Here is a 20,727-nt window from a genome sequence, read left to right on the forward strand (position 1 = left end):
AAGTATTAACGCGCTGTCAGTTCCAACGTGTACGTTCCGGCGTTAAACTGTCCGGCATAAAGGAAAGGTTCATCTTTCACCTTGGTTATTTTGCTCTTCTCTCCATTTTTCGTAAAACTATACCTTGAGTCAGGCACAGGCAGATAAACCTCTGCTTTCATATTTGACGGAACCACAAGGCGCAGCACATACTTTCCTGAACGGTTCTCTATTTCCATCTTAACCTCACCACGAATAGTCGGGATAACCGCCTTTGCCCAGTCCAGCGATGCCACCTGAGGCTTCACACGTATTACACCAAAGCCCGGCGTTACAGGCTCTACTCCCATTAGTTTACGGGGTATAATATTCGCGGGAACAGCACCCCAGGCATGATTCCAGTCCTGATTAGGCTTGTACTTATCATCCCACGCCTCAAGACTGATAGTAGAACCTACCCTTATCATATTATACCAACTACGGTCGTCGGTCTTAGTCAACATTTTAAGTCCGTAATCAGAATCAGCAGCGTTATAAATAGCATCCATCAGGAACTGTGAGCCGTAAACACTACAAGCCATTCCCCGTGAGCGCATAAAATCGAGTACCTTTTCTTTATTTTTTTCCGGCACCAGCCCAAAAGCCAAAGGAAACATATTCGCATGAAGGGAAGAATGATCTGTAGCTTCACCATCTACATAATATCCCTTTTCCCTACTCAGGAAAGTTTTATTAAATACATCCTTGACCCGTGCTGTTTCCTTTGTAAAAAACGCAGCATCATCAGTCTTTCCCAACAAATTGGCAATAACAGCCATTAGTTTCAAAGCTTCATAATGAAAAGCATTCACAACCGTATTATAATTAGTAAATACGTAGCCATCAGCCTCTCCACCCTCCTGTTTGTTCAGTCCAAGGATTCCCGTATGCGGCCAGTCCACAATATCCTTTATTTCCCCTTTAAAGCGAATTGAAGACTGAAAGTCGGGAGTCTGTAGTCCTGTTTTTGTACTAATCAGCCCGTTTTCACCCTTTAAAGCCAATAAAGAACGTGATTTAAGTATATCGTAATTCGCAAGCAACGACCTACTATCTCCCGTATACATATAATCCTGCCAGGCAATCAATACCGCCTGTAATATCCACTCAGTAGGCCAGGTTGGACGCTCCAACAGATACTCATGCGAACGTCTTGCCATTGAATACTCCCGGTCAACTCCATAATGACAAAGCTGGTTGATCAGCGCATCCGCTTCGTAAGGAATACGCTCTCTGTCACCATCCACATAAATCCCAAGAAATGAAGTCGCCTTAATAGAATACTTACACATTTCCCATATCTGATTCAACGTATCATTGCTACATGAGAAGGCAGAAGCTGTTTCGTCAAACGGATAATTCACACTTTCACGCCCTACGCTAACCGAGTTTAATACATCAGCACTTCCTTCCACCTCACAATATCTAAAAGGCAAAACCTCCCCAATATAATCTGGCATCAATACCGCTGCCGAACCTGTATTACGTTTATCTCTGGCAATATTCACCCGATAAGTTGCCGTCCCCTTGATAAGAGGCAAATTATAAACCTGATACCTGATTGTTCCTCCCGGAGCACGATTAATACGTCCGTTATCGACCCGTTCGCCAAGGTGCACACGCAACGAATCCCCCTCTTTTTGCGAAGTAACGGTCAGCACCAATTGTCCGAAAGCAGCCTTCGACAAATCATAAAAACGGGTATTCGCATCCACCTGCCGTGAAACTGCTACAGTTTCTATATTTTTAGCCAACGGATAGCCAGCCGCCTTATATGCACTCAATACATCAGCAGTCTTAAACGCTTTATCGTCCGACCATTCACTCTCAGTTCCATCAACAGCAAGCACCCGAACCTTCCAAGCATAAACTGTGCCCGGCTTTAAGTCCGGTCCATCATACAGCACACCAACCGACTGATCAGAATAAGTCCAATCACTATCCCAAACAAGACTCTTATCCTTTGCGTCAAGCACGTTTATCTGATAAGCCTTTTGCATCACCCCATCTTCAAAGAACGGAACAACCCACGCAAAGACAGGTTTAGCAGAGCCAATCTCAACATATTGAATCTGATTAAAAGTCTCATGGATCTGCTCCAAAGGAAGACTGGATAAAAATCCATTTTCATATACCCGGTCGGTATGTTCGATAAGATCAGTCATCAAACCTGTAGGTTTCTTATTATTGAAAGCATTAACAGATACAATAAAAGCAAGCGTAAAAAACAATGTAAAAACAGGCTTATTCATATTAAATAAAGTATAGTTTGTTATGCAAATATAACAATCCGGAGGCAATGAACAGAAAACATTACCTCCGAAAGTAAAATTATCTCCAACCAGGATTTTGTTCCATCGGTATGTCTTTATTACGATCTATGATCTGTTGAGGGATAGGCCATAAATTATAGGTAAAGTTAAGTGTTGCTTTAACTGTTTCTTTCCAGTAAGCGTATTTCTTTATTCGATCTACAGCAACTGTACCTCCCATTCTCAACAAAGTATTCCAACGATGTTCTTCACCATATAATTCTCTGGTTCTTTCATCCAGAATGAGATCAATAGTTACATCTCCTGCAGAAACCAAAAACTCACATTCAGCCCGCTCTCTCAGTTTATTAATATCTGCCGCCGCGTCTTGCGTACGTCCTAAACGCAAATAAGCTTCCGCACGCAACAAGATCGTTTCAGCCAATCGTATAACATAATCATCCCTGAATAAATTACTCATATTCTCACCTTGCTCCAAACCAACGAACCTATCTGTTGTTAATTTAAAAAAGATGGGATAGGCAATTGTTTTAGCTTTATCATCCATATTTAAAATATTAGCAGGAATAGGTTTTCCATACAAATCAGGTAAGTCCGGATTGTTACAATAGAATGTACGAATAATATTATGAGAGGAATTACGCATATCGTTTCCAAACTTTCCTTCCCAAATAATATCACGCGTATAATATGTAGGAGTCACAACAGAAATACCTCTACCTCCTCCATCTTCATAAGCATTAAGAAATGGGCGATACGTAGTTCCGTCCGCATTTAACCCGGTTAAGTCTCTCAACACAGGACTGAATACACGAGCATATGGTAGTCTGGAATCTTTGTCTTCTGCTAAATAGGATTCAAAGTCAACTTGAATAGCCCAAATTGATTCCATATTACCTTGTTGGTAATCAATATTTCCATCTCTGAATAAATCCCAATAAACACTTTTATCCGGTTCATCTGCGCGAGCACCAAAACGGGTTGTCATTAGTCTGTAAGTTCCTCCATCAATTACTTTAGAAGCATATTCCACAGATTTGGCATATGATTCTGTAGCATTACCTGTTCCACTTTGCTCTTGTTCAACACCTTTAGCCAGATATAATTCCGAAAGAAAATGTTGAGCAGCACCTTTTACAAGACGACCTGCGGCAGGTGTTTTTTCCGGTAAGTCAGCCAGAATCTCTTCAAAGTCTTTTATTGCAAAATCATATGTCTCAAGTCGTGTTGACCGTCTAAAATCAAATCGAGGTTCTGTGATTAATTCATCAATAATAGGAACTCCACCAAAAAGTTCTCCTAAATTGAGGTATGCGTAAGCTCTGAAAAAACGAGCCTGAGCAATCGCATAATTCTTTTCAGCCTCAGTGGTCCAGGTTATATGAGAAAGACTCGCACCATACAATGCAGTTTGTGCCTTTGCTATCAATTGATACCAATGAGAGTAATTTGTATAAATAACTCCATTTTCCGCATTCAGTTTTGTATAATCTGATAATGCACTTGCAATACGTATTGTTGGTACATCCATGACATCAGTACCGTTTCCACGCAAAAGAGTAAGACTACTTTCGTCAACAAATCCCATATTTCTAACATGGGAATATAAAGAAGTTACTGCTGATTTTACTTGTTCTGAAGTTGAAAAGACATTATCCAAAGTGTAGAATGTCTCCGGAGTTTCTTTTAGGAAAACGCTGTCAGAGTCGCATCCGGAAAAAGAAACTAAGGTTAATAAAGCGCCGCTTATAATATGATTTATTTTCATAATTCAATCTTTAATTCGTTTAAAAACTCACATTTAGTCCTAGAGTATATGTGGTAGGTACAGGGTAAGTACTACCTAAAGTCTGACCTAATTCAGGGTCACCGCCGTCCCATCCGGTTATATAAAACAGGTTTTTACCGGCAACAAAAACTTTCATTGATTCAAACTTCATTTTTCTCAGGAAATCCTGTTTAAATGTATATGAGAGCGTTACATCCTGAAGACGCACAAAACTTCTTTTCTGCAATCCTAAAAACTTGCTGTCATTATAAGTAGCAGAAGGATAAACATTGCTCTTGTTCTCTGCAGTCCACCAAGGATGATCAAGAATATTGTTGCCCACTTTATCGCTAGATACTAGGTAAGCAGGTTTATTTGAACTCATATAATACCCATTACCTCCAAATACACCCGTAAATAACACATAAAGTTCAACATTCTTATAACGTACAGTATTCCCTAGATTCAATTTGAAATTTTCTTTATTATAACCTAAAATTTCTCTATCTGCAGACGAAATAATACCATCACCATCTAAATCTTTAAACTTTGCATCACCTGGCTTAACCCCATTCTTTGAGATATATTCTGTATCACTTTCTTGTACAATGCCATCTTGTCTATATCCATAGATAGCACCTAATGATTTGCCAATAAAAAGATTATTTGATATATCGTCATCTTCTCTTCCATCTCCATCCATGTCATCACCATAGAGTTTATCTAATACATTTCTGTTTGACCAGAATGTGAGATGCGAATCCCACTCGAAGTCCTGTCTTACAATGTTTGAAGTCCTTAAATTAATTTCGATCCCTTTATTATTAACCTGCCCCATACTTGCCAAAATAGTCTTAAAACCTGTCATTACAGGAATCTGACGTTCAAAAAGCTGATCAATAGTACGTGAGAAATAGAAGTCTACATCCAAATTAATTCTGTTATTCAAAAAAGCACTTTCAATACCACCATTAAATGAAGATGTCTTTTCCCATCCTAGTAATGAGTTTCCAAGAGTATTTATTTTTATACCATATAATATATCAGACATATTATTAAACTCATAGCGTATGCCACCACTTGAACCACTTACTACTTGAGATAATGTTCCGTATGGACTAATTCCCTGATTACCATTCACACCCCACGATGTTTTTACTTTCAAATGGTTAAGAAGATTATTACCTTTTAAAAAATTCTCATTTGAAGTAGTCCATGCAACACCAACAGCCGGAAAGTTTCCCCATTTATTATTCACACCAAAGACAGACGAGCCATCCCTGCGATAAGAAGCAGTAAAATGATATCTATCATCAAAAGAATAATTTAGACGAGCTAAATATCCTATATTCCTTTTTTCAACATTATCCTGATCCATCTTTTGAACTCCTGCTTTTGGTAATCCATCTATACCTAATGCTGTATTTCCGTTTGCTGAGAAATCTGTACCAGTAGAGATTGTTCTCTTTGAATGATATGAATCACGAGTATAAACCAGAGTAGCATCAACATTATGTTTATCAAATGTTTGTTTATAGTTTAATATGTGATCGAACACATAACTATTTATATTTGTATGGGCTTTTGAACCATTAGCGGTAGCCAATAATTTCTGCAATGCTTCAGATGAATATCTCTCCGGATTATTCCCTTCCTGTATATAATGATTTTCATAGTAGAACTGATCACGATAAATAAAGTCACCTGTTTGCATATAATTAAAACGATAACTCAATCCTTCTAACCAGGGACACTTGATTAATGCATGAGACACGATTCTGAAATTATTATAGGTATCCAAATCATATCGCGTATTTTCTGTTCCCCAAAGAGGGTTTTCTGTTGATTGGTAATCAGGCCAACGTTCAAGCTTCTTATTCTCGGCATCCCAATATTTTTTTCCATAAGGATTCATTGTCATCGCATTATAGACGTTTGCTCCAACTCCGCTATAATCGCTATAGTTATAGCTACCATTCATTCCTATTTGCAACCAATCAGTAATATCTGTATTTATCTTTGCAGATAGAGACATTCTGCTATAATCATCTCCAATAATAACACCTTGTTGATCCGTATAAGATGTTGAAAGATAATAAGTCATCTTCTCAGAACCTCCGGCTATTGCAACCTGATAATTTTGCATCAAACCATTCCGACTTATCTCATCAAGCCAATTAACGCTTTCTCCCTTCTGATAATTCTCTGCAGGAGAAGCATTCAACCAACCCATTGGATCAGCATCCTCAGCCAATCCCTGACGAACATTTACACTTCTTACATATGTTTCCGCATTGGCAAGGTTTGGTTTCTGCTGCCAGCGTTGTGTTCCAACAGAAGTATTAAAGGAGATAACAGGTTTACCTATTTTCCCTTTTTTTGTAGTAATGATAATAACGCCATTTGCCGCTCTTGAACCATAAGCTGCTGCTGAAGTAGCATCCTTAAGTACATCATAGCTAGCAATCGTATTCGGGTCTATATCACGAAGAGAACCTAAAAAAACAATTCCATCCAAAACGATCAAAGGATCATTAGAACCTTTAATTGATTTCTGACCGCGAATCTGCATACTTGGAGTTCCTCCCGCGGAATTACTTGCACCAATATCTAAACCTGTAGTTGTACCTTTCAATGCTTCTAATGCATTTGTATTGGGGGACAGAGCAATAGGGCTATTTTCCAGCTTAAGACTACTTACAGAGCCTGTAAAATCCTTCCTTTTCTGTGTGCCATACCCAACAACAACAATTTCATCAAGTGTTTGTTTATCCTCTTGTAGTTTTATAGTGCCGGGAATCTGGTTTGCCGGAATATTCATACTTAAATATCCAACATAAGAAATATTTAGTTTTGCATCGTCACTCACTTCCAGAGTAAACTTTCCGTCCATATCTGTGATCGTCCCGTTTGTTGTTCCTCCTTCAACGACATTTGCACCGATAACAGGTTCGCTATATTCATCAAGGATCAATCCGGACACAAATTTACGTTTCTGGGTCTTTGGTTGAACAACTGTTATTGAAATCATGCGACCATTAATTTCATATTGAAGACTTCGTTGAGGCAAAACCTTCGACAAGATTGATTCAACAGGTTCATTTATAACATTAAGTGTTATGTCTTTTTTATTATCAAGAACAACATCGCGATATGAAAAACGAAGAGCGCTTTGCTTTTCTATGGCTTCAAAGAATTGTTGAAGGGTTATGTTTTTTACTGATAATGAAAGATTCTCTGTTTGCGCAAATGTTAAAACTGGGTTCAATAATAAAAATAACAAACAGAAAGAAGTGAATAATCCTCGATTCATTCTATATTTAGATGATTTTTTCGTTTGATTTTTCTTGTAATTTAACATATTATAATTTTTACAGGTTAATACTATTTTATTTTACTCACGGTGGGGATCGTGTAATAAAATCTGGTATTGACTTTTTACCGGAGAATTAGTTTTCTCCGGTATTTTTTCTAACTGGTATTTATCATGGTTCTTTCTAATTTTAAGGTTTATATTATTCCATTTGCGTGTAAATACTTACACTTTCTCCTCTTATTTTGTATTCTATTGAATAGTGTCTTTTCAATACATTCATTACTTCTTCTATTTCTTCACAGTCAAAACTTCCGGTAAAAAGATCATCAGTATCCCATTTACCGTACACATTAAATTGAATTCCGTACTTACGCCCTAATTTCTCCAGGACATCTCTAATTGGCTCGGAGCGGAACACAAGTTCACCTCTTAACCAGGCAGTCTCAAACTGAGTGTCTGTTTTATGTAAATTCAACAAGCCTGTTTTCTTATCGAAAGAAATCTTTTCATTGGGTTTAACTATCATCTTTACTCCCGGATTATTCAGAACCTGCACCAGTACCTGTCCGGAAATTAAAGCCATCTCTACTACACGATCATCATCATAAGCATAAACATTAAAACTTGTTCCTAACACTTCAATCTTCAGATACTCTGTAAAAACATGGAACTTATTCGACAATCCTTTTTTAACTTCAAAAAAGCCTTCTCCCTTTAGATTCACATCCCGGTCCTTGTACCCGAAATTTTGTTTATAGCTTAATAGTGATTCCGCATTCAAATAAACAACAGAGCTATCCGGCAAAATAACTTTACCTTTTTGGCCTCTTTCTATTGAGACTATCACATCTTTATTTCCTAGATCTCTCAATTGACTCCAATCCTGAAAAAGAAATCCGAAGGCACTTATCAATAAGGGTATAGTTATAAACGCAGCTACTCTCAGCAAACGTCTGATAAACAAAGTTCTTTTTTGCTTTGTAATTGTGCTTCCTATCTCTTTTAAAGCCTCATCAAGTTCTTTCTTCCCAGCCTGCGTGCTATTTTCTGTAAAACTATCATTCCAAAGGGTCTCTAAAGCATGATTAAGAATCTTGTCCTCACTCGTAGAAATTAAAAGTTTCAACTCCTCAAAATCGTCTTTCGTAATTGATCTTGAAATATATTTTTTTAAAAGTATATATGCTCTGCTATTTATATTTACGCCCATATCTATTGTTGTATATATGTATTACACAGATGTCACGGTTTTATAACAGGTAAGTTTTTATGTTATAAAACACAATCCATTAGTCTTAATTAGGAAGATTGTTTACTGTCAGGAAAAAAACAAGACAAAAAGAATAAAATACTTCTTCATTTCCGCACGAAGAATCCGGAGAGCAGCAGATAGATGGTTTCGAACTACTTGTTCGGAGATAGATAATTCTTCTGCTATCTCTTTAATAGGTATTCCTCCTTCTTTATTTAGTTCAAATATTTGTCTCTGACGAAGGGTGAGTTTTTGTTTGGTCTCTTGTAAGTGTTTATTAAAGTTATCAAAATCAATTTTACTTTCAACTCCACTGTCTACTTCTTCATCATATAAAGCAACCTCAATATAATCTGTAAACAGAGGATTTCTTACTTGATCTCTTATTTCATTAAGTAAGCGATTTTTGGCTATGGTAAATAGATACGATCTGAATGAGAGAGTCTCGTTTATTTCGTCTCGTTTCTCCCAGACTTTCAAAAAGGTTTCCTGAACAATATCTTTTGAGCGGGATTTTGAATGAGTAAGATTAAACACAAATGAATATAGCTGAGGCGCAAAATGCTCATATATAACAGTAAAAGATTTGTATGAACCTCTCACCAATTGACTAATATGTACCTCTAGTTTTTCCATTTTTCTAAGCCGATGGCAAAATTAACCAAAAAGCTTAAAAAGCAATCATCCGAACAAGGTAACGGTTAATTCTTCTAAAACCTACAGCAAAAGAATTTTCTCAACACAACTTTCCAATGGTCATATTATTACTTTAATGTAATAATATAAGCCTATTATCTTATAAAATCACACTATAAGCTTTTTCGCTTATAAATAGAGATTATAAGTTTTAATACTTTTTTTTGTAAAAAACAGTAGTAGTTATGAAAATAGCGACAATTTCAGCAGATGTTGTTTACTGATCAGCTTTTACATTTTGTTGTAATATATGGTGCGGTTACAATATACTGGACAAATAACTATTCTACACCGCTTATTTGGAGTTTTTTACAATTAAGCATTTATTAATTTTGACAGGATTCCTTTTATGTGTGAAACCGGCTAATATTATAATAAGAAACTGTTTGTCTACGTTAAATTTGTTCGTTACGGAGGATAATAAAAATGATATTGAAAGAGCCGGGCGATGGATAGGAACTCTTGAGCGTATTATGGCGATGGGATTCGTTTTGTTACAACAATATACTGCTATTGGATTTATAATAACAGCCAAATCTGTATTAAGGTACAACGATAGAGAAACCGGAAAAACTGAATATGTATTAATAGGTACTCTTTTGAGTTTTGGAAGCGCGCTTCTTATTGGCAAAGGTATAAAGAAAAAATCTTTGAATCATTCCTAAAATTCATTTCTTTTAGCTGTTAATTACAAAAAAATATTTCCAGACATACGGTTAATTCTTGTGAAACCTACAACAAAACGATGTGGCCGGGCGTTATTTATTCGTAATTATAACTTAAAATATTTATTACTCAAAATATGGGATTATTGGAATCATCGGCATGGAGATATGCCACTAAGAAATTTGACCCTTCAAAAAAAGTTACACAAGAACAAGTTGATAAAATAATAGAAGCTGTTAAGCTGGCTCCTACTTCTTCGGGGCTTCAGCCTTTTCAGGTATTAGTCATTACGGACCAAAAGATTAAGGAGCAAATGGTGCCTATGTCAATGGGGCAACGTCAGGTGGCTGATTGTTCTCATTTGCTTGTTTTCGCGGCTTGGGATAATTATACTGCCGAACGTATCGATAATATGTATCAGGTGATATGTGAGGTCAGAGGGCAGGCTCCAGATACGTATAAATCTTACACGGATAGATTAAAGGCTAATTATCTGAACAAACCGGCTAAGGAGAATTTCGAACATACGGCACGTCAGGCTTATATTGCTTTTGCTTATGCTATCGCGATGACTGCCGAACTTAAGATTGATGCTACACCTATGGAGGGTTTCATCAATGAGGAAGTTGATAATTTACTTAACCTCAGCGATAAAGGATTAAAGAGTGTGCTTTTGCTTCCGATCGGTCATCATGCTGAAGACGATTGGCTCGTTAATTTAAAGAAAGCAAGACGTCCGCAGTCGGAATTGGCTACATATATTTAATTTCGATCATTTCAACAAATCCGGACATTGCCTGTTGGCGTAACGATAAAAAAAAGAAGCTGCCTCATTTTGAGACAGTTTCTTTTCATTATATCTTTACCGCAAAAATTGTGCAATGAACAAAGCCTACGAGGTAACCTTTTCCCCCTTTCGTGCATTCACACGTGAGGAGTGGAGTAAACTGGAGGAACATCCTATGTTTCCGGTTTCCGATATCGATCTGTCTCAACTGCAAGCGCTCAACGAACCTCTTACGCTTAAAGAGGTGGAAGATATTTACATTCCTCTTATACGGTTGCTACAGATACATCTTACCCACTACCGCAATCTGCACAATGAGCGTGATCAGTTTTTTTCCAATAAAAGCAAGCCTATTCCTTATATAATCGGTATTGCCGGAAGTGTTGCCGTAGGGAAAAGCACAACCGCAAGGGTATTGAAGAAGTTACTTTCCATGACTCCCGAGCAGCCGAAAGTGGAATTAATTACCACCGACGGTTTCTTATATCCCAACGATGAGTTGGAGAAACGGGGCATCTTAAACAAAAAAGGATTTCCCGAAAGCTACGACACCAAGCAGTTGTTAGCATTTCTTGCCAGCATTAAATCCGGACGGGATTCGCTTGAGGTACCTGTCTATTCTCATCTTTACTATGATGTAATTGAGGGAGAGATACAAACCATTGATCAACCGGATATCCTTATTGTTGAGGGTATTAACGTACTGCAAGTTTCGGCAGGCAGAAGAACACGCAGAAAAGTCTTTGTTTCCGATTTCTTTGATTTCTCCATTTATGTGGATGCCAGTGATAAAGATATACGGAAATGGTATATTGAGCGGTTTATAAAACTACAACAAACTGCTTTTCAGAATCCCGACTCCTATTTTCACCGATACGCTTCCTATTCGGAAGAGAAACTGCTGAAGTTTGCCGGCGAGGTATGGGATGAAATTAACCAACCCAATTTAACACAGAATATTCTTCCTACCCGTTTTCGGTCTGATCTTATCTTTGAGAAAGGAAATAGTCATTTTGTGAGAGGAGTTCGCATCAGGAAAATATAACCATTGCTTCTATCGCGATATAGTATTATAATAGGAAACAAAACTTTTACTATATTTGCGTATATTATCCTGATAATATGAATCTTCGTCAATGGATCATATATTGTTGTTGTATGTTTGCGGGCATGATTTTGCTTGTTCACTTGTTTGTGCCACATATACATCACCATGGAACGGTTAGTTTTATTACAGAAAATAGTTGCCATACATCTACCTGTAGCCATGATCATGAACATCAACACGGACCTTTAGGCGATTGTAAATTGGGTGACCTTCAAATTCGTCCGGAAATAAACGAAAGTATTACCCCGGATCTTTCCGATCAGTTTTCGCTCACTTATTTTACGTTATTTTATTCCTCCGATTTTTCATTCAGACAAGATTTTATTGGTTTTAAATGGCAGCCAAAGCCTTATTTAATTTTATATACTTCTGTTATAGCAAACACTATAGATAGTTTGCGCGCCCCTCCTCATTGCTTATTCCTTTAATTTTTTCTTTTCATAGGTATTAAACGCTTCCAATAAAGTATATTTTTCTTTTTCTATATCTGTGGAAAAACAGTTCGACAATTGTCGAAAAACTTTTCTATATCTGTAGAAAGCTTTTTCTATATATATGGAAAAAGGAAAATATAGGTTATCCGAAAAGAAAGACAGTATTAAATTGGAAAACTAAAGTATGCAAGTAAGTTGCATTTCCTGCTCGTTACTTTTGCAACAGTTATAATCAAACCTGAATAATATTTAAAACATATAAATATGAAATTATATTTAATCTACGGGCTATGCCTGTTAACATTTAGTTGGGGATGTAATTCCGCCGGCAAACAAGCCAATGCGCATGCTCACAATCCTGAACATACACACGAAGGGCATGACCACGATCACGAGGGGCACGATCACGACCACGAAGGACATGATCACGATCACGAGGGGCACGATCACGACCACGAAGGACATGACCACGATCATGAGGGGCACAATCACGACCATGGTGAAGCTTTTGAAAATGAGATTATTTTCACTGAAGCACAAGCTAAAGCCAGTGGGTTAGAAATAATAACGGTTAGTCCTGCCGAGTTTGGACAGGTTATCAAAACAACCGGTCAGATTCTATCAGCTACAGGTGATGAAACTACCGTTCCTGCCACAACGAACGGTATGGTCTCTTTTTATAAAGCAGGAATAAACGCCGGACTTGCCGTACGTTCCGGGGATGCGTTAGTGGCTATTTCATCTCAGAAAATGCTGGAAGGTGATCCCCTGCAAAAAGCGCAAACAGCTTTTCAAATCGCTGAAAAAGAATTTGAACGCGCCGAAGCACTGATTAAAGACAAACTGATCTCACAAAAGGAGTACAACGAAACAAAGCTGACTTTTGAAAACGCGCGTATCGCCTATCAAGCGTCTGCCGGTAAACAATCGGCCAAGGGGATGAATGTAACAGCTCCGATCTCCGGGTTTATTAAAAACAAATTGGTAAGCGAAGGCGAATACGTGGAAGCCGGACAACCGTTGTTTACAATCACTCAGAACCGTAAACTACAACTACGGGCGGATATATCGGAAAGTCACTATAAGAACCTCAAATCCATTTCATCAGCCAATTTCAAAACACCTTACGAAGCTAATGTTTACAAATTAAGCGAACTAAACGGTCGTTTAGTTTCTTATGGTAAATCGGCCGGAGAATCATTCTTTATCCCGGTTTATTTTGAATTTGATAATATTGGAGATATGTTGCCCGGAGCCTATACCGAAGTATATTTACTCGGACAAACACAGAAGGAAGCTATAACCGTTCCTGTTACCGCGCTTACTGAAGAGCAAGGTATTTATTTTGTTTATGTGCAATTGGATGCGGAAGGTTATGAGAAACGGGAAGTAAAAACCGGTGTTTCAGACGGTGAAAGGATAGAGATTCTGTCGGGTCTCGCGACCGGCGAAAAGGTGGTTAGTAAAGGGGCATACCACATAAAGATATCTTCCGCTTCAGCGTCAATTCCTCACGGTCATGAACATTAAATCCGGAGGAGAAAATTATGCTGAATAAAATAATACACTTTGCATTAAATAACCGGATCGTTATACTTGTAGCTGCTTTTTTACTTATTTTCGGAGGATTCTATGTAGCCCGGAATATGGAGATTGATGTGTTTCCCGACCTCAACGCTCCAACGGTTGTTGTAATGACAGAAGCAAATGGTATGGCTTCGGAAGAAATAGAAAGGCTTGTTACCTTCCCTATTGAAACCGCGGTTAACGGGGCCACCGATGTAAGACGGGTGCGCTCTTCTTCTATTACCGGGTTTTCAATTGTTTGGGTAGAATTCGATTGGGGAACGGATATTTATAAAGCAAGACAGATTGTTACCGAAAAGCTTGCTGCTCTTGGCGACGCATTGCCGGAGAATATTGGGCAACCCACTTTAGGGCCTCAATCCTCTATCATGGGCGAAGTGTTAACAATCGGGCTTAGTTCGGACACAACTTCTTTGCAGGATTTGCGAACAATTGCAGACTGGACCATCCGCCCACGTCTGTTGTCTACCGGAGGAGTCGCACAGGTGACAGTTATCGGTGGAGACATCAAAGAGTACCAGATTTTACTTGATCCGGGACGTATGAGGCATTACGGCGTCAGCTTAGACGAAACCCTTGCTTCCATTCGTGATATGAACCGGAATGCGTCCGGTGGCATTGTTTATGAGTATGGTAATGAATACATTATTCGCGGACTTTTACAAAGTAATGAAGTGGACGATATCGGCAAGGCAGTGATTAGTATCAAAGGTGATTATCCGGTACTGATACGTGACATTGCCGATATACGGATCGGAGATAAACAACCCCGGTTGGGAGTTGCTTCGGAGAAAGCTAAACCGGCGGTATTGCTCACCGTAACCAAACAACCAAACACCAATACACTGGAACTTACGGAAAAACTGGATGCTTCCATTCTCGATCTGCAAAAGAGTCTTCCTTCAGATATTCGCGTTTCCACCGATATATTCAGACAGGAAAGGTTTATCAAAAGCTCTGTATGGAATGTACAAAAGGCACTCTTAGAGGGTTCTGTTTTTGTTATAATCATACTTTTCCTTTTCCTGATGAACGGACGGGCCACATTTATTTCGTTGCTGACGATACCGTTATCCTTGCTGGCCTCTATCCTTTCGCTAAAAATGATGGGACTTACCATTAACACAATGAGTCTCGGCGGTATGGCCATTGCCATCGGTTCGTTAGTTGACGACGCGATTATTGATGTTGAGAATGTATTCAAGCATCTTCGCGAAAACAGACTAAAACCCGAAGGCGAACGAAAGAAGGTGTTGGATGTTGTGTTCGAAGCATCGAAAGAAGTACGTATGCCAATCCTTAATTCAACACTAATCATCATCGCTTGCTTTGTGCCGTTGTTTTTCCTTAGTGGAATGGAAGGGCGCATGCTTGTTCCGTTAGGTATCGCGTTTATCACCGCCTTGTTTGCCTCTACTTTAGTTGCGTTGACTGTTACGCCTGTTCTGTGCAGCTATTTGTTGGGAAGAAGCAAGAACGACAAGAGCGAAAAAGAATCCGGGTTGGTACTTACATTAAAGGGGTGGTATGACAGCAGTTTGCAATGGGCATTAAAGCATCAAAAAGGAGTGATTGGCGCAACCGGTGTTTTATTATTATCGGCGGTTATAACGTTCTTTTTCTTAGGACGAAACTTTCTTCCGCCTTTCAACGAAGGGTCGTTTACGATTACAATTAGCACGTTGCCGGGTATTTCTATCGATGAATCCGACAAAATAGGGCGTCAGGCAGAAGAAGCCTTGTTGTCTATTCCGGAAATACAAACGGTAGGGCGCAAAACCGGACGCGCGGAATTGGATGAGCACTCTTTCGGTGTGAACGTATCCGAGATTGAAGCACCCTTTATGTTGGGGAAACGGTCAAAAGAGAAACTGCAGGAAGAAGTTCGTGAAAAATTAGCCGCCATACCGGGCATAAGTTCTGAAGTTGGTCAACCAATCTCGCACCGGCTTGACCATATGCTTTCGGGCACCAAGGCTAATATAGCGATCAAGCTGTTTGGTCCCGACCTGAACAGATTATATAAGGTTGCCAACGAGATTAAATCGACGGTAGGCGCAATCGACGGTATTGCCGACCTGAATGTAGAACAACAGGTAGAACGCCCTCACCTGACCATCAAACCCAAACGGGAAATGATGGCAAGATACGGCATCACATTGCCGGAATTTGCCGAAGTAGTGAGCACAATGCTATCCGGCGAAGTGGTTTCGCAAGTATACGAAGATGGTAAAACATTCGATCTCACCGTGAAAGTTGATGATAAATTCAAAGACACGGCAGCGAAAATAAAACAACTGACAATTGATGTTGACGGCGGAAAAGTTCCTTTTGAATATGTTGCTGAAATAAGCTCTACAACCGGGCCAAACACCATTAGCAGGGAGAATGTGCAACGAAAGATCGTTGTGTCTGCAAACGTAGCCGGTCGTGATCTGCGTGGCGTTGTTAATGACATACAAGCGAAGATAGACAGCGATATAAAGCTGCCCGAGGGTTACCATATTGAATACGGCGGTCAGTTTGAAAGCGAACAATCTGCATCACGAACATTGCTTGTGACTTCACTTTTTGCCATATTGGTGATATTTCTCCTATTGTACAATCAGTTCAAAAACGCGGTGCAATCGGCAATTATATTATTAAACCTACCGCTTTCATTAATCGGAGGAGTCTATGCCGTTTTGTTTACTTCGGGTGAGATCAGTATTCCGGCAATTATCGGGTTTATATCCTTATTTGGTATCGCCACACGAAACGGTATCTTGCTAATGGCACATTACAATGATCTTCACGCACGTGGCTATGCCATTGAAGAAGCCATCCACCGGGGATCGTTAGATCGTTTAAATCCGATTTTGATGACGGCTCTTTGTTCTGCGCTTGCTTTAATACCATTGGCTGTACAAGGCGATTTGCCGGGTAATGAAATACAAAGTCCAATGGCGAAAGTAATACTGGGTGGGCTCTTCACCTCTACCTTGCTGAATATGTATATCGTTCCGATTATTTATCGAATGATGCATCTCAAGGAATTAAAAAACGAGTCGATAACAACACAAGAATGATAAACATGAAAAAAACAGTATCTATATTTCTGCTTCTCTCCTCTTTCTTTTCTGTTCAGGCTCAGCAGGAAACGGATAGAATATTGGAAAGTATCCGGCAGAACAACACAACGCTGAATGCGCTACGGGAGAAAGCTACTGCCGATAAAATCGGCAATAAAACCGGTATTAACCCGGAAAATCCGGAAGTGGAATTCGGCTATCTATGGGGAAGTCCATCTACAGAGGGCAACAGAAAAGACCTGAGCATTACGCAAACATTCGATTTTCCATTGGCTTATCGCTATAAAAGTCAGCTAAGTAAAGGTCAGAACCGACAGGTAGACCTCGTTTTTGACGCGGAAGAACGAACCATCCTTCAAGAAGCCCGATTGTTGTGCGTAGAGTTGACTTATCGGAATCTGCTTGACAAACAGTTAGCACAACGACTGGCACATGCGCAAGAACTGGCAGAAGGCTATGAGGTTTTGTTTTCTAAAGGAGAAATCAACATCATTGATTACAACAAAACAAAACTGAATTTGCTAACTATCAGAAAAGCGAACGATGTAAATATAGTGGAAAGAAATATTTTGTCAGACAAACTGCAAATCATGAATGGAGGCCTCCCGATTAGTGCCGAACTTCTTTTTGCTTATCCCGAATACCTCCTTCCTTCCGATTTTATTTCTTGGGTAACTGTTGCCGAAGGGATGAATCCGGAACTAAAAGCTGTAGAACAAAACATCACGCTAAGCCGCAAACAGGAACAGCTTACCCGTGCGTTAAATTTACCGAAGCTAAGCGCAGGCTATGTAAGCGAACGTGTACCCGGCTCTACGCAACAGGGTGTAAGCGTAGGTGTATCCATTCCTTTATGGGAAGGCAAAAACACAGTCAGACATCAGAAAGCACAGACAATTGCCATGCAAGCGCAACATGAGGATGCTCGCTTACAGTTTCAGAACGAAGTGAAAAGCAGTTACGAAAAAGCACGAAAACTTCAAAACGTATTACAAGAATATGATCAGCTATTGAAGACTTCTAACAACGAAGAATTGCTGAAAAAAGCATTCGCACAAGGTGAGTTGTCACTCATTAATTACCTGTTGGAGTTGTCTGCTTATTACGAAGCTATAGATCAGTTTTTGGAAACTGAACGAGACTATCAGCTTGCCGCAGCAGAACTAAGGCAGTGGGAATAATGTCTATAAACAGCAAGAGACACACGGTGGTGCGTCTCTTGCTGTTTATTCATATCAATCAATCTGCTCCGCTTTAAATCCGGCAACGGAAACCGCTTGTACTATTTTTTCCGATGGCACATCTGCCTTAACTTCCAGTATTTTAGTAGTAAGATCAATCGACCATTCTTCTGCCTTAATAATTTCATTGAGTTTTGCTCCGATCGCGGAAACACAACCTCCACATTTTGCATTCGTTTTAAACTTCATTATTTCCTTGTTTTAATTCGTATATTTTAATCTTAAACTATTCAACACAACCGACACAGAACTGAATGCCATTGCAGCACTTGCAATCATCGGATCTAAAAGCATGCCATTCACAGGATAAAGCGCACCTGCGGCCAATGGTATTCCAATCATATTGAAGATAAAAGCCCAGAATAAGTTCTGCCGGATATGTCGTACAGTCTGCTTGGACAAACGAACGGCTTCCGGCAACAATACCAGATCTGAAGTAATCAGTGTTACCATGGCTACATCCATGGCAATATCCGTACCTTTTCCCATAGCGATACTTACATCTGCACGGGCAAGTGCCTGCGAATCATTTATGCCGTCACCTACCATTGCTACAACACGCCCTTTCGCTTGCAGTCCTTTTATATAATCTTCTTTTCCGGAAGGTAACACCTCTGCCTGGTAATGCTTAATCCCGGCTCTCTTTGCCATTGCAGCAGCCACCTCTTCACGATCTCCCGTTAGCAAATGTACTTCTATTCCTCTTTTTATAAGCATCTTCACAGCGGTAGGAGATGACGCTTTCAGACTATCCGCAATAGCGATCATCGCCAACAAATTAGAATCACAGCCATAATAGATAATCGTGTTTGCCTTCTTCTGCCAATCTTTCACAACCACCTTAGCTTCATCCGAAAGCCTAACCTGAAAACTATCTTTAAAAGCTCTGTTTCCAACCCAATACACGGATCCTCCTACTTTCATTTTGATTCCTCTGCCTGTGCAGCTTTCAAATTCATCGGCATCAATACTTGATGCGCCGGATTCGTCTAACCACTCCAGAATAGCTAAAGCTAACGGATGTTCAGATTTCTTTTCTGCTGTATATAACACATCAAGATAGAGTTTCTTGGATTCGGAAAACCAGTATGAGTCTACCACTGACGGTCTTCCTTCGGTTAGGGTACCAGTCTTGTCCAAAACAACCGTATCCACCTTGCACATATTCTCCAACGCGTATGCGTCTTTAATCAGGATATGGCGGTTTGCCGCCTTCCCCATTCCAACCATCAAAGCTGTAGGAGTAGCCAGTCCCAACGCACAAGGACACGCAATTACCAAAACGGAAACCGCCGACATAAGCGCGTGCGAGAAGTAGGGCTCCCCTCCTATCAACAACCAGATAATAAAAGTCAATACCGATATAATCATTACAACAGGCACAAAAACACTGCTTATTTTATCTACAATCCGTTGTACAGGTGCTTTACTTCCTTGTGCCTCTTGCACCATCCGAACGATTTGTGCCAACAAGGTTGTCTCGCCTACTCCGGTGGCCTCCATCACAAACGATCCTTGTTGATTAATTGTTCCGGCCATCGCCTTACTACCAGCTTGTTTTGTTACAGGAATAACCTCTCCACTCAGCATACTCTCATCAACCGATGAATTACCTTCCGTAAGTACACCATCTACCGGAATCCTCTCTCCCGGATGCACACGAATCAGATCGCCGGTCAGTAATTGAGAAATTAGTACTTCTTGTTCCTCGCCTTCCGGTGATAAACGATAGGCTGTTTTTGGCTGTAACCCCATCAATCCCTTAATGGCAGAAGTAGTATTCCGCTTGGCTCTTTCCTCCAATAATTTTCCTAAAAGTACAAAAGCAATAATAACTCCGGAAGCCTCAAAATAGACATGAGGTTCCAATCCACGGGAATACCAGAATTGTGGATAAAACGTATTAAATAAACTGAAGATAAATGCGATTAACGTACTAAGTGAAACCAGCGTGTCCATATTAGCACTTCCTTTGCGGGCATGCTTAAATCCATTGACATAGAAATCCCGCCCAAACAGGAACATAATAGCCGTTGCCAATATCATCATTATCCAATTAGCATAGGGTGCGTGCATGAAGAACATGCCCCATATTGCTAAAGGAATCGCAAGGCTCCAGGCTCCAATCGTGTTCCTTAATAATCTGTTATACTTTTTTTGGGCCAGTTCTTCCTGAAGTTCCGAAGAATCCTCTTTTTCAACTACCAGATCGTAACCGGCTGCCTGTACTGCTTTTTGTATTTCAGACAATTCGATAATTGTCTTATCATAAGTAACAGTTAGCGTATTGGTAGCAAAATTAACTGCCGCTTTTTTAATCCCTTTTAATTCTAGCACCGCATGTTCCACATTTCCGGCACACACGGCACAACTCATTTCCAGAACAGGAACTGTTTTGGTCATTTCTTTATTCATTACCATCCTTTCATCTCTAATTATAGATACAACAAAACAGACCGTGAAAGAGTTACAATTGTACACAAAATAGTTTTATTTTCTACTTTATTTTT

14 protein-coding genes are annotated in these 20,727 nt (G+C 39.5%); 7 read left to right on the forward strand and 7 right to left on the reverse strand.

Annotated elements, in window-relative coordinates; all coding sequences use genetic code 11:
- Nucleotides 1-5: 5 nt before the first annotated feature.
- The 5 genes from B9Y81_RS03835 to B9Y81_RS03855 all read right to left on the reverse strand — a co-directional run bounded on the left by B9Y81_RS03835 (nucleotide 6) and on the right by B9Y81_RS03855 (nucleotide 9,263).
- A complete protein-coding gene (locus B9Y81_RS03835) occupies nucleotides 6-2,270 on the reverse strand; it encodes an alpha-L-rhamnosidase-related protein (RefSeq protein WP_085535683.1) in 2,265 nt (754 codons plus the stop codon).
- A gap of 79 nt (nucleotides 2,271-2,349) precedes the next feature.
- Nucleotides 2,350-4,059, reverse strand: coding sequence for a RagB/SusD family nutrient uptake outer membrane protein (locus B9Y81_RS03840; RefSeq protein ID WP_095996243.1), 1,710 nt, complete (start codon nucleotides 4,057-4,059; stop codon nucleotides 2,350-2,352).
- A gap of 19 nt (nucleotides 4,060-4,078) precedes the next feature.
- Nucleotides 4,079-7,372 (reverse strand): TonB-dependent receptor, encoded by a 3,294-nt coding sequence (locus B9Y81_RS03845; protein ID WP_085535993.1) that lies wholly within the window; start codon nucleotides 7,370-7,372, stop codon nucleotides 4,079-4,081.
- A gap of 202 nt (nucleotides 7,373-7,574) precedes the next feature.
- Nucleotides 7,575-8,585, reverse strand: coding sequence for a FecR family protein (locus B9Y81_RS03850; protein ID WP_085535684.1), 1,011 nt, complete (start codon nucleotides 8,583-8,585; stop codon nucleotides 7,575-7,577).
- Between the two features lie 108 nt (nucleotides 8,586-8,693).
- On the reverse strand, nucleotides 8,694-9,263 hold the full coding sequence (locus B9Y81_RS03855) for an RNA polymerase sigma factor (RefSeq protein ID WP_085535685.1): 570 nt from the start codon (nucleotides 9,261-9,263) through the stop codon (nucleotides 8,694-8,696).
- A 446-nt stretch (nucleotides 9,264-9,709) separates the two neighbouring features.
- Between B9Y81_RS03855 and B9Y81_RS03860 the strand changes: the two genes are divergently transcribed.
- The 7 genes from B9Y81_RS03860 to B9Y81_RS03890 all read left to right on the forward strand — a co-directional run bounded on the left by B9Y81_RS03860 (nucleotide 9,710) and on the right by B9Y81_RS03890 (nucleotide 18,157).
- Nucleotides 9,710-9,988: a hypothetical protein gene (locus tag B9Y81_RS03860; RefSeq protein ID WP_139822890.1), complete on the forward strand. Its 279-nt coding sequence runs from the start codon at nucleotides 9,710-9,712 to the stop codon at nucleotides 9,986-9,988.
- A 137-nt stretch (nucleotides 9,989-10,125) separates the two neighbouring features.
- A complete protein-coding gene (locus tag B9Y81_RS03865; RefSeq protein WP_085535687.1) occupies nucleotides 10,126-10,755 on the forward strand; it encodes a nitroreductase family protein in 630 nt (209 codons plus the stop codon).
- 115 nt (nucleotides 10,756-10,870) lie between these two features.
- Nucleotides 10,871-11,821 (forward strand): type I pantothenate kinase, encoded by a 951-nt coding sequence (gene coaA / locus B9Y81_RS03870; protein WP_085535688.1) that lies wholly within the window; start codon nucleotides 10,871-10,873, stop codon nucleotides 11,819-11,821.
- A gap of 125 nt (nucleotides 11,822-11,946) precedes the next feature.
- On the forward strand, nucleotides 11,947-12,312 hold the full coding sequence (locus B9Y81_RS03875; RefSeq protein ID WP_139822891.1) for a hypothetical protein: 366 nt from the start codon (nucleotides 11,947-11,949) through the stop codon (nucleotides 12,310-12,312).
- A 270-nt stretch (nucleotides 12,313-12,582) separates the two neighbouring features.
- On the forward strand, nucleotides 12,583-13,848 hold the full coding sequence (locus B9Y81_RS03880) for an efflux RND transporter periplasmic adaptor subunit (protein WP_085535690.1): 1,266 nt from the start codon (nucleotides 12,583-12,585) through the stop codon (nucleotides 13,846-13,848).
- Nucleotides 13,849-13,865: 17 nt separating this feature from the next.
- Nucleotides 13,866-16,973: an efflux RND transporter permease subunit gene (locus B9Y81_RS03885; protein ID WP_085535691.1), complete on the forward strand. Its 3,108-nt coding sequence runs from the start codon at nucleotides 13,866-13,868 to the stop codon at nucleotides 16,971-16,973.
- 5 nt (nucleotides 16,974-16,978) lie between these two features.
- Nucleotides 16,979-18,157, forward strand: a complete 1,179-nt coding sequence (locus tag B9Y81_RS03890; RefSeq protein WP_085535994.1) for a TolC family protein — start codon at nucleotides 16,979-16,981, stop codon at nucleotides 18,155-18,157.
- Nucleotides 18,158-18,211: 54 nt separating this feature from the next.
- Here the strand turns inward: B9Y81_RS03890 and B9Y81_RS03895 are convergent, their stop codons facing one another.
- On the reverse strand, nucleotides 18,212-18,406 hold the full coding sequence (locus B9Y81_RS03895) for a heavy-metal-associated domain-containing protein (RefSeq protein WP_085535692.1): 195 nt from the start codon (nucleotides 18,404-18,406) through the stop codon (nucleotides 18,212-18,214).
- A gap of 12 nt (nucleotides 18,407-18,418) precedes the next feature.
- Nucleotides 18,419-20,632 (reverse strand): heavy metal translocating P-type ATPase, encoded by a 2,214-nt coding sequence (locus B9Y81_RS03900; protein WP_085535995.1) that lies wholly within the window; start codon nucleotides 20,630-20,632, stop codon nucleotides 18,419-18,421.
- Nucleotides 20,633-20,727 lie beyond the last annotated feature (95 nt).

Source organism: Massilibacteroides vaginae (genome assembly GCF_900178525.1).
GTDB lineage: Bacteria > Bacteroidota > Bacteroidia > Bacteroidales > Tannerellaceae > Massilibacteroides > Massilibacteroides vaginae.

Bases quoted from the DNA above. Each gene is read 5' to 3' on its own strand.
- B9Y81_RS03855 (WP_085535685.1), bottom strand. From the start codon at position 9,263: ATGGAAAAACTAGAGGTACATATTAGTCAATTGGTGAGAGGTTCATAC.
- B9Y81_RS03900 (WP_085535995.1), bottom strand. From the start codon at position 20,632: ATGAATAAAGAAATGACCAAAACAGTTCCTGTTCTGGAAATGAGTTGT.
- coaA (WP_085535688.1), top strand. From the start codon at position 10,871: ATGAACAAAGCCTACGAGGTAACCTTTTCCCCCTTTCGTGCATTCACA.
- B9Y81_RS03895 (WP_085535692.1), bottom strand. From the start codon at position 18,406: ATGAAGTTTAAAACGAATGCAAAATGTGGAGGTTGTGTTTCCGCGATC.
- B9Y81_RS03845 (WP_085535993.1), bottom strand. From the start codon at position 7,372: ATGAATCGAGGATTATTCACTTCTTTCTGTTTGTTATTTTTATTATTG.
- B9Y81_RS03840 (WP_095996243.1), bottom strand. From the start codon at position 4,059: ATGAAAATAAATCATATTATAAGCGGCGCTTTATTAACCTTAGTTTCT.
- B9Y81_RS03850 (WP_085535684.1), bottom strand. From the start codon at position 8,585: ATGGGCGTAAATATAAATAGCAGAGCATATATACTTTTAAAAAAATAT.
- B9Y81_RS03880 (WP_085535690.1), top strand. From the start codon at position 12,583: ATGAAATTATATTTAATCTACGGGCTATGCCTGTTAACATTTAGTTGG.
- B9Y81_RS03875 (WP_139822891.1), top strand. From the start codon at position 11,947: ATGATTTTGCTTGTTCACTTGTTTGTGCCACATATACATCACCATGGA.
- B9Y81_RS03885 (WP_085535691.1), top strand. From the start codon at position 13,866: ATGCTGAATAAAATAATACACTTTGCATTAAATAACCGGATCGTTATA.
- B9Y81_RS03890 (WP_085535994.1), top strand. From the start codon at position 16,979: ATGAAAAAAACAGTATCTATATTTCTGCTTCTCTCCTCTTTCTTTTCT.
- B9Y81_RS03865 (WP_085535687.1), top strand. From the start codon at position 10,126: ATGGGATTATTGGAATCATCGGCATGGAGATATGCCACTAAGAAATTT.
- B9Y81_RS03835 (WP_085535683.1), bottom strand. From the start codon at position 2,270: ATGAATAAGCCTGTTTTTACATTGTTTTTTACGCTTGCTTTTATTGTA.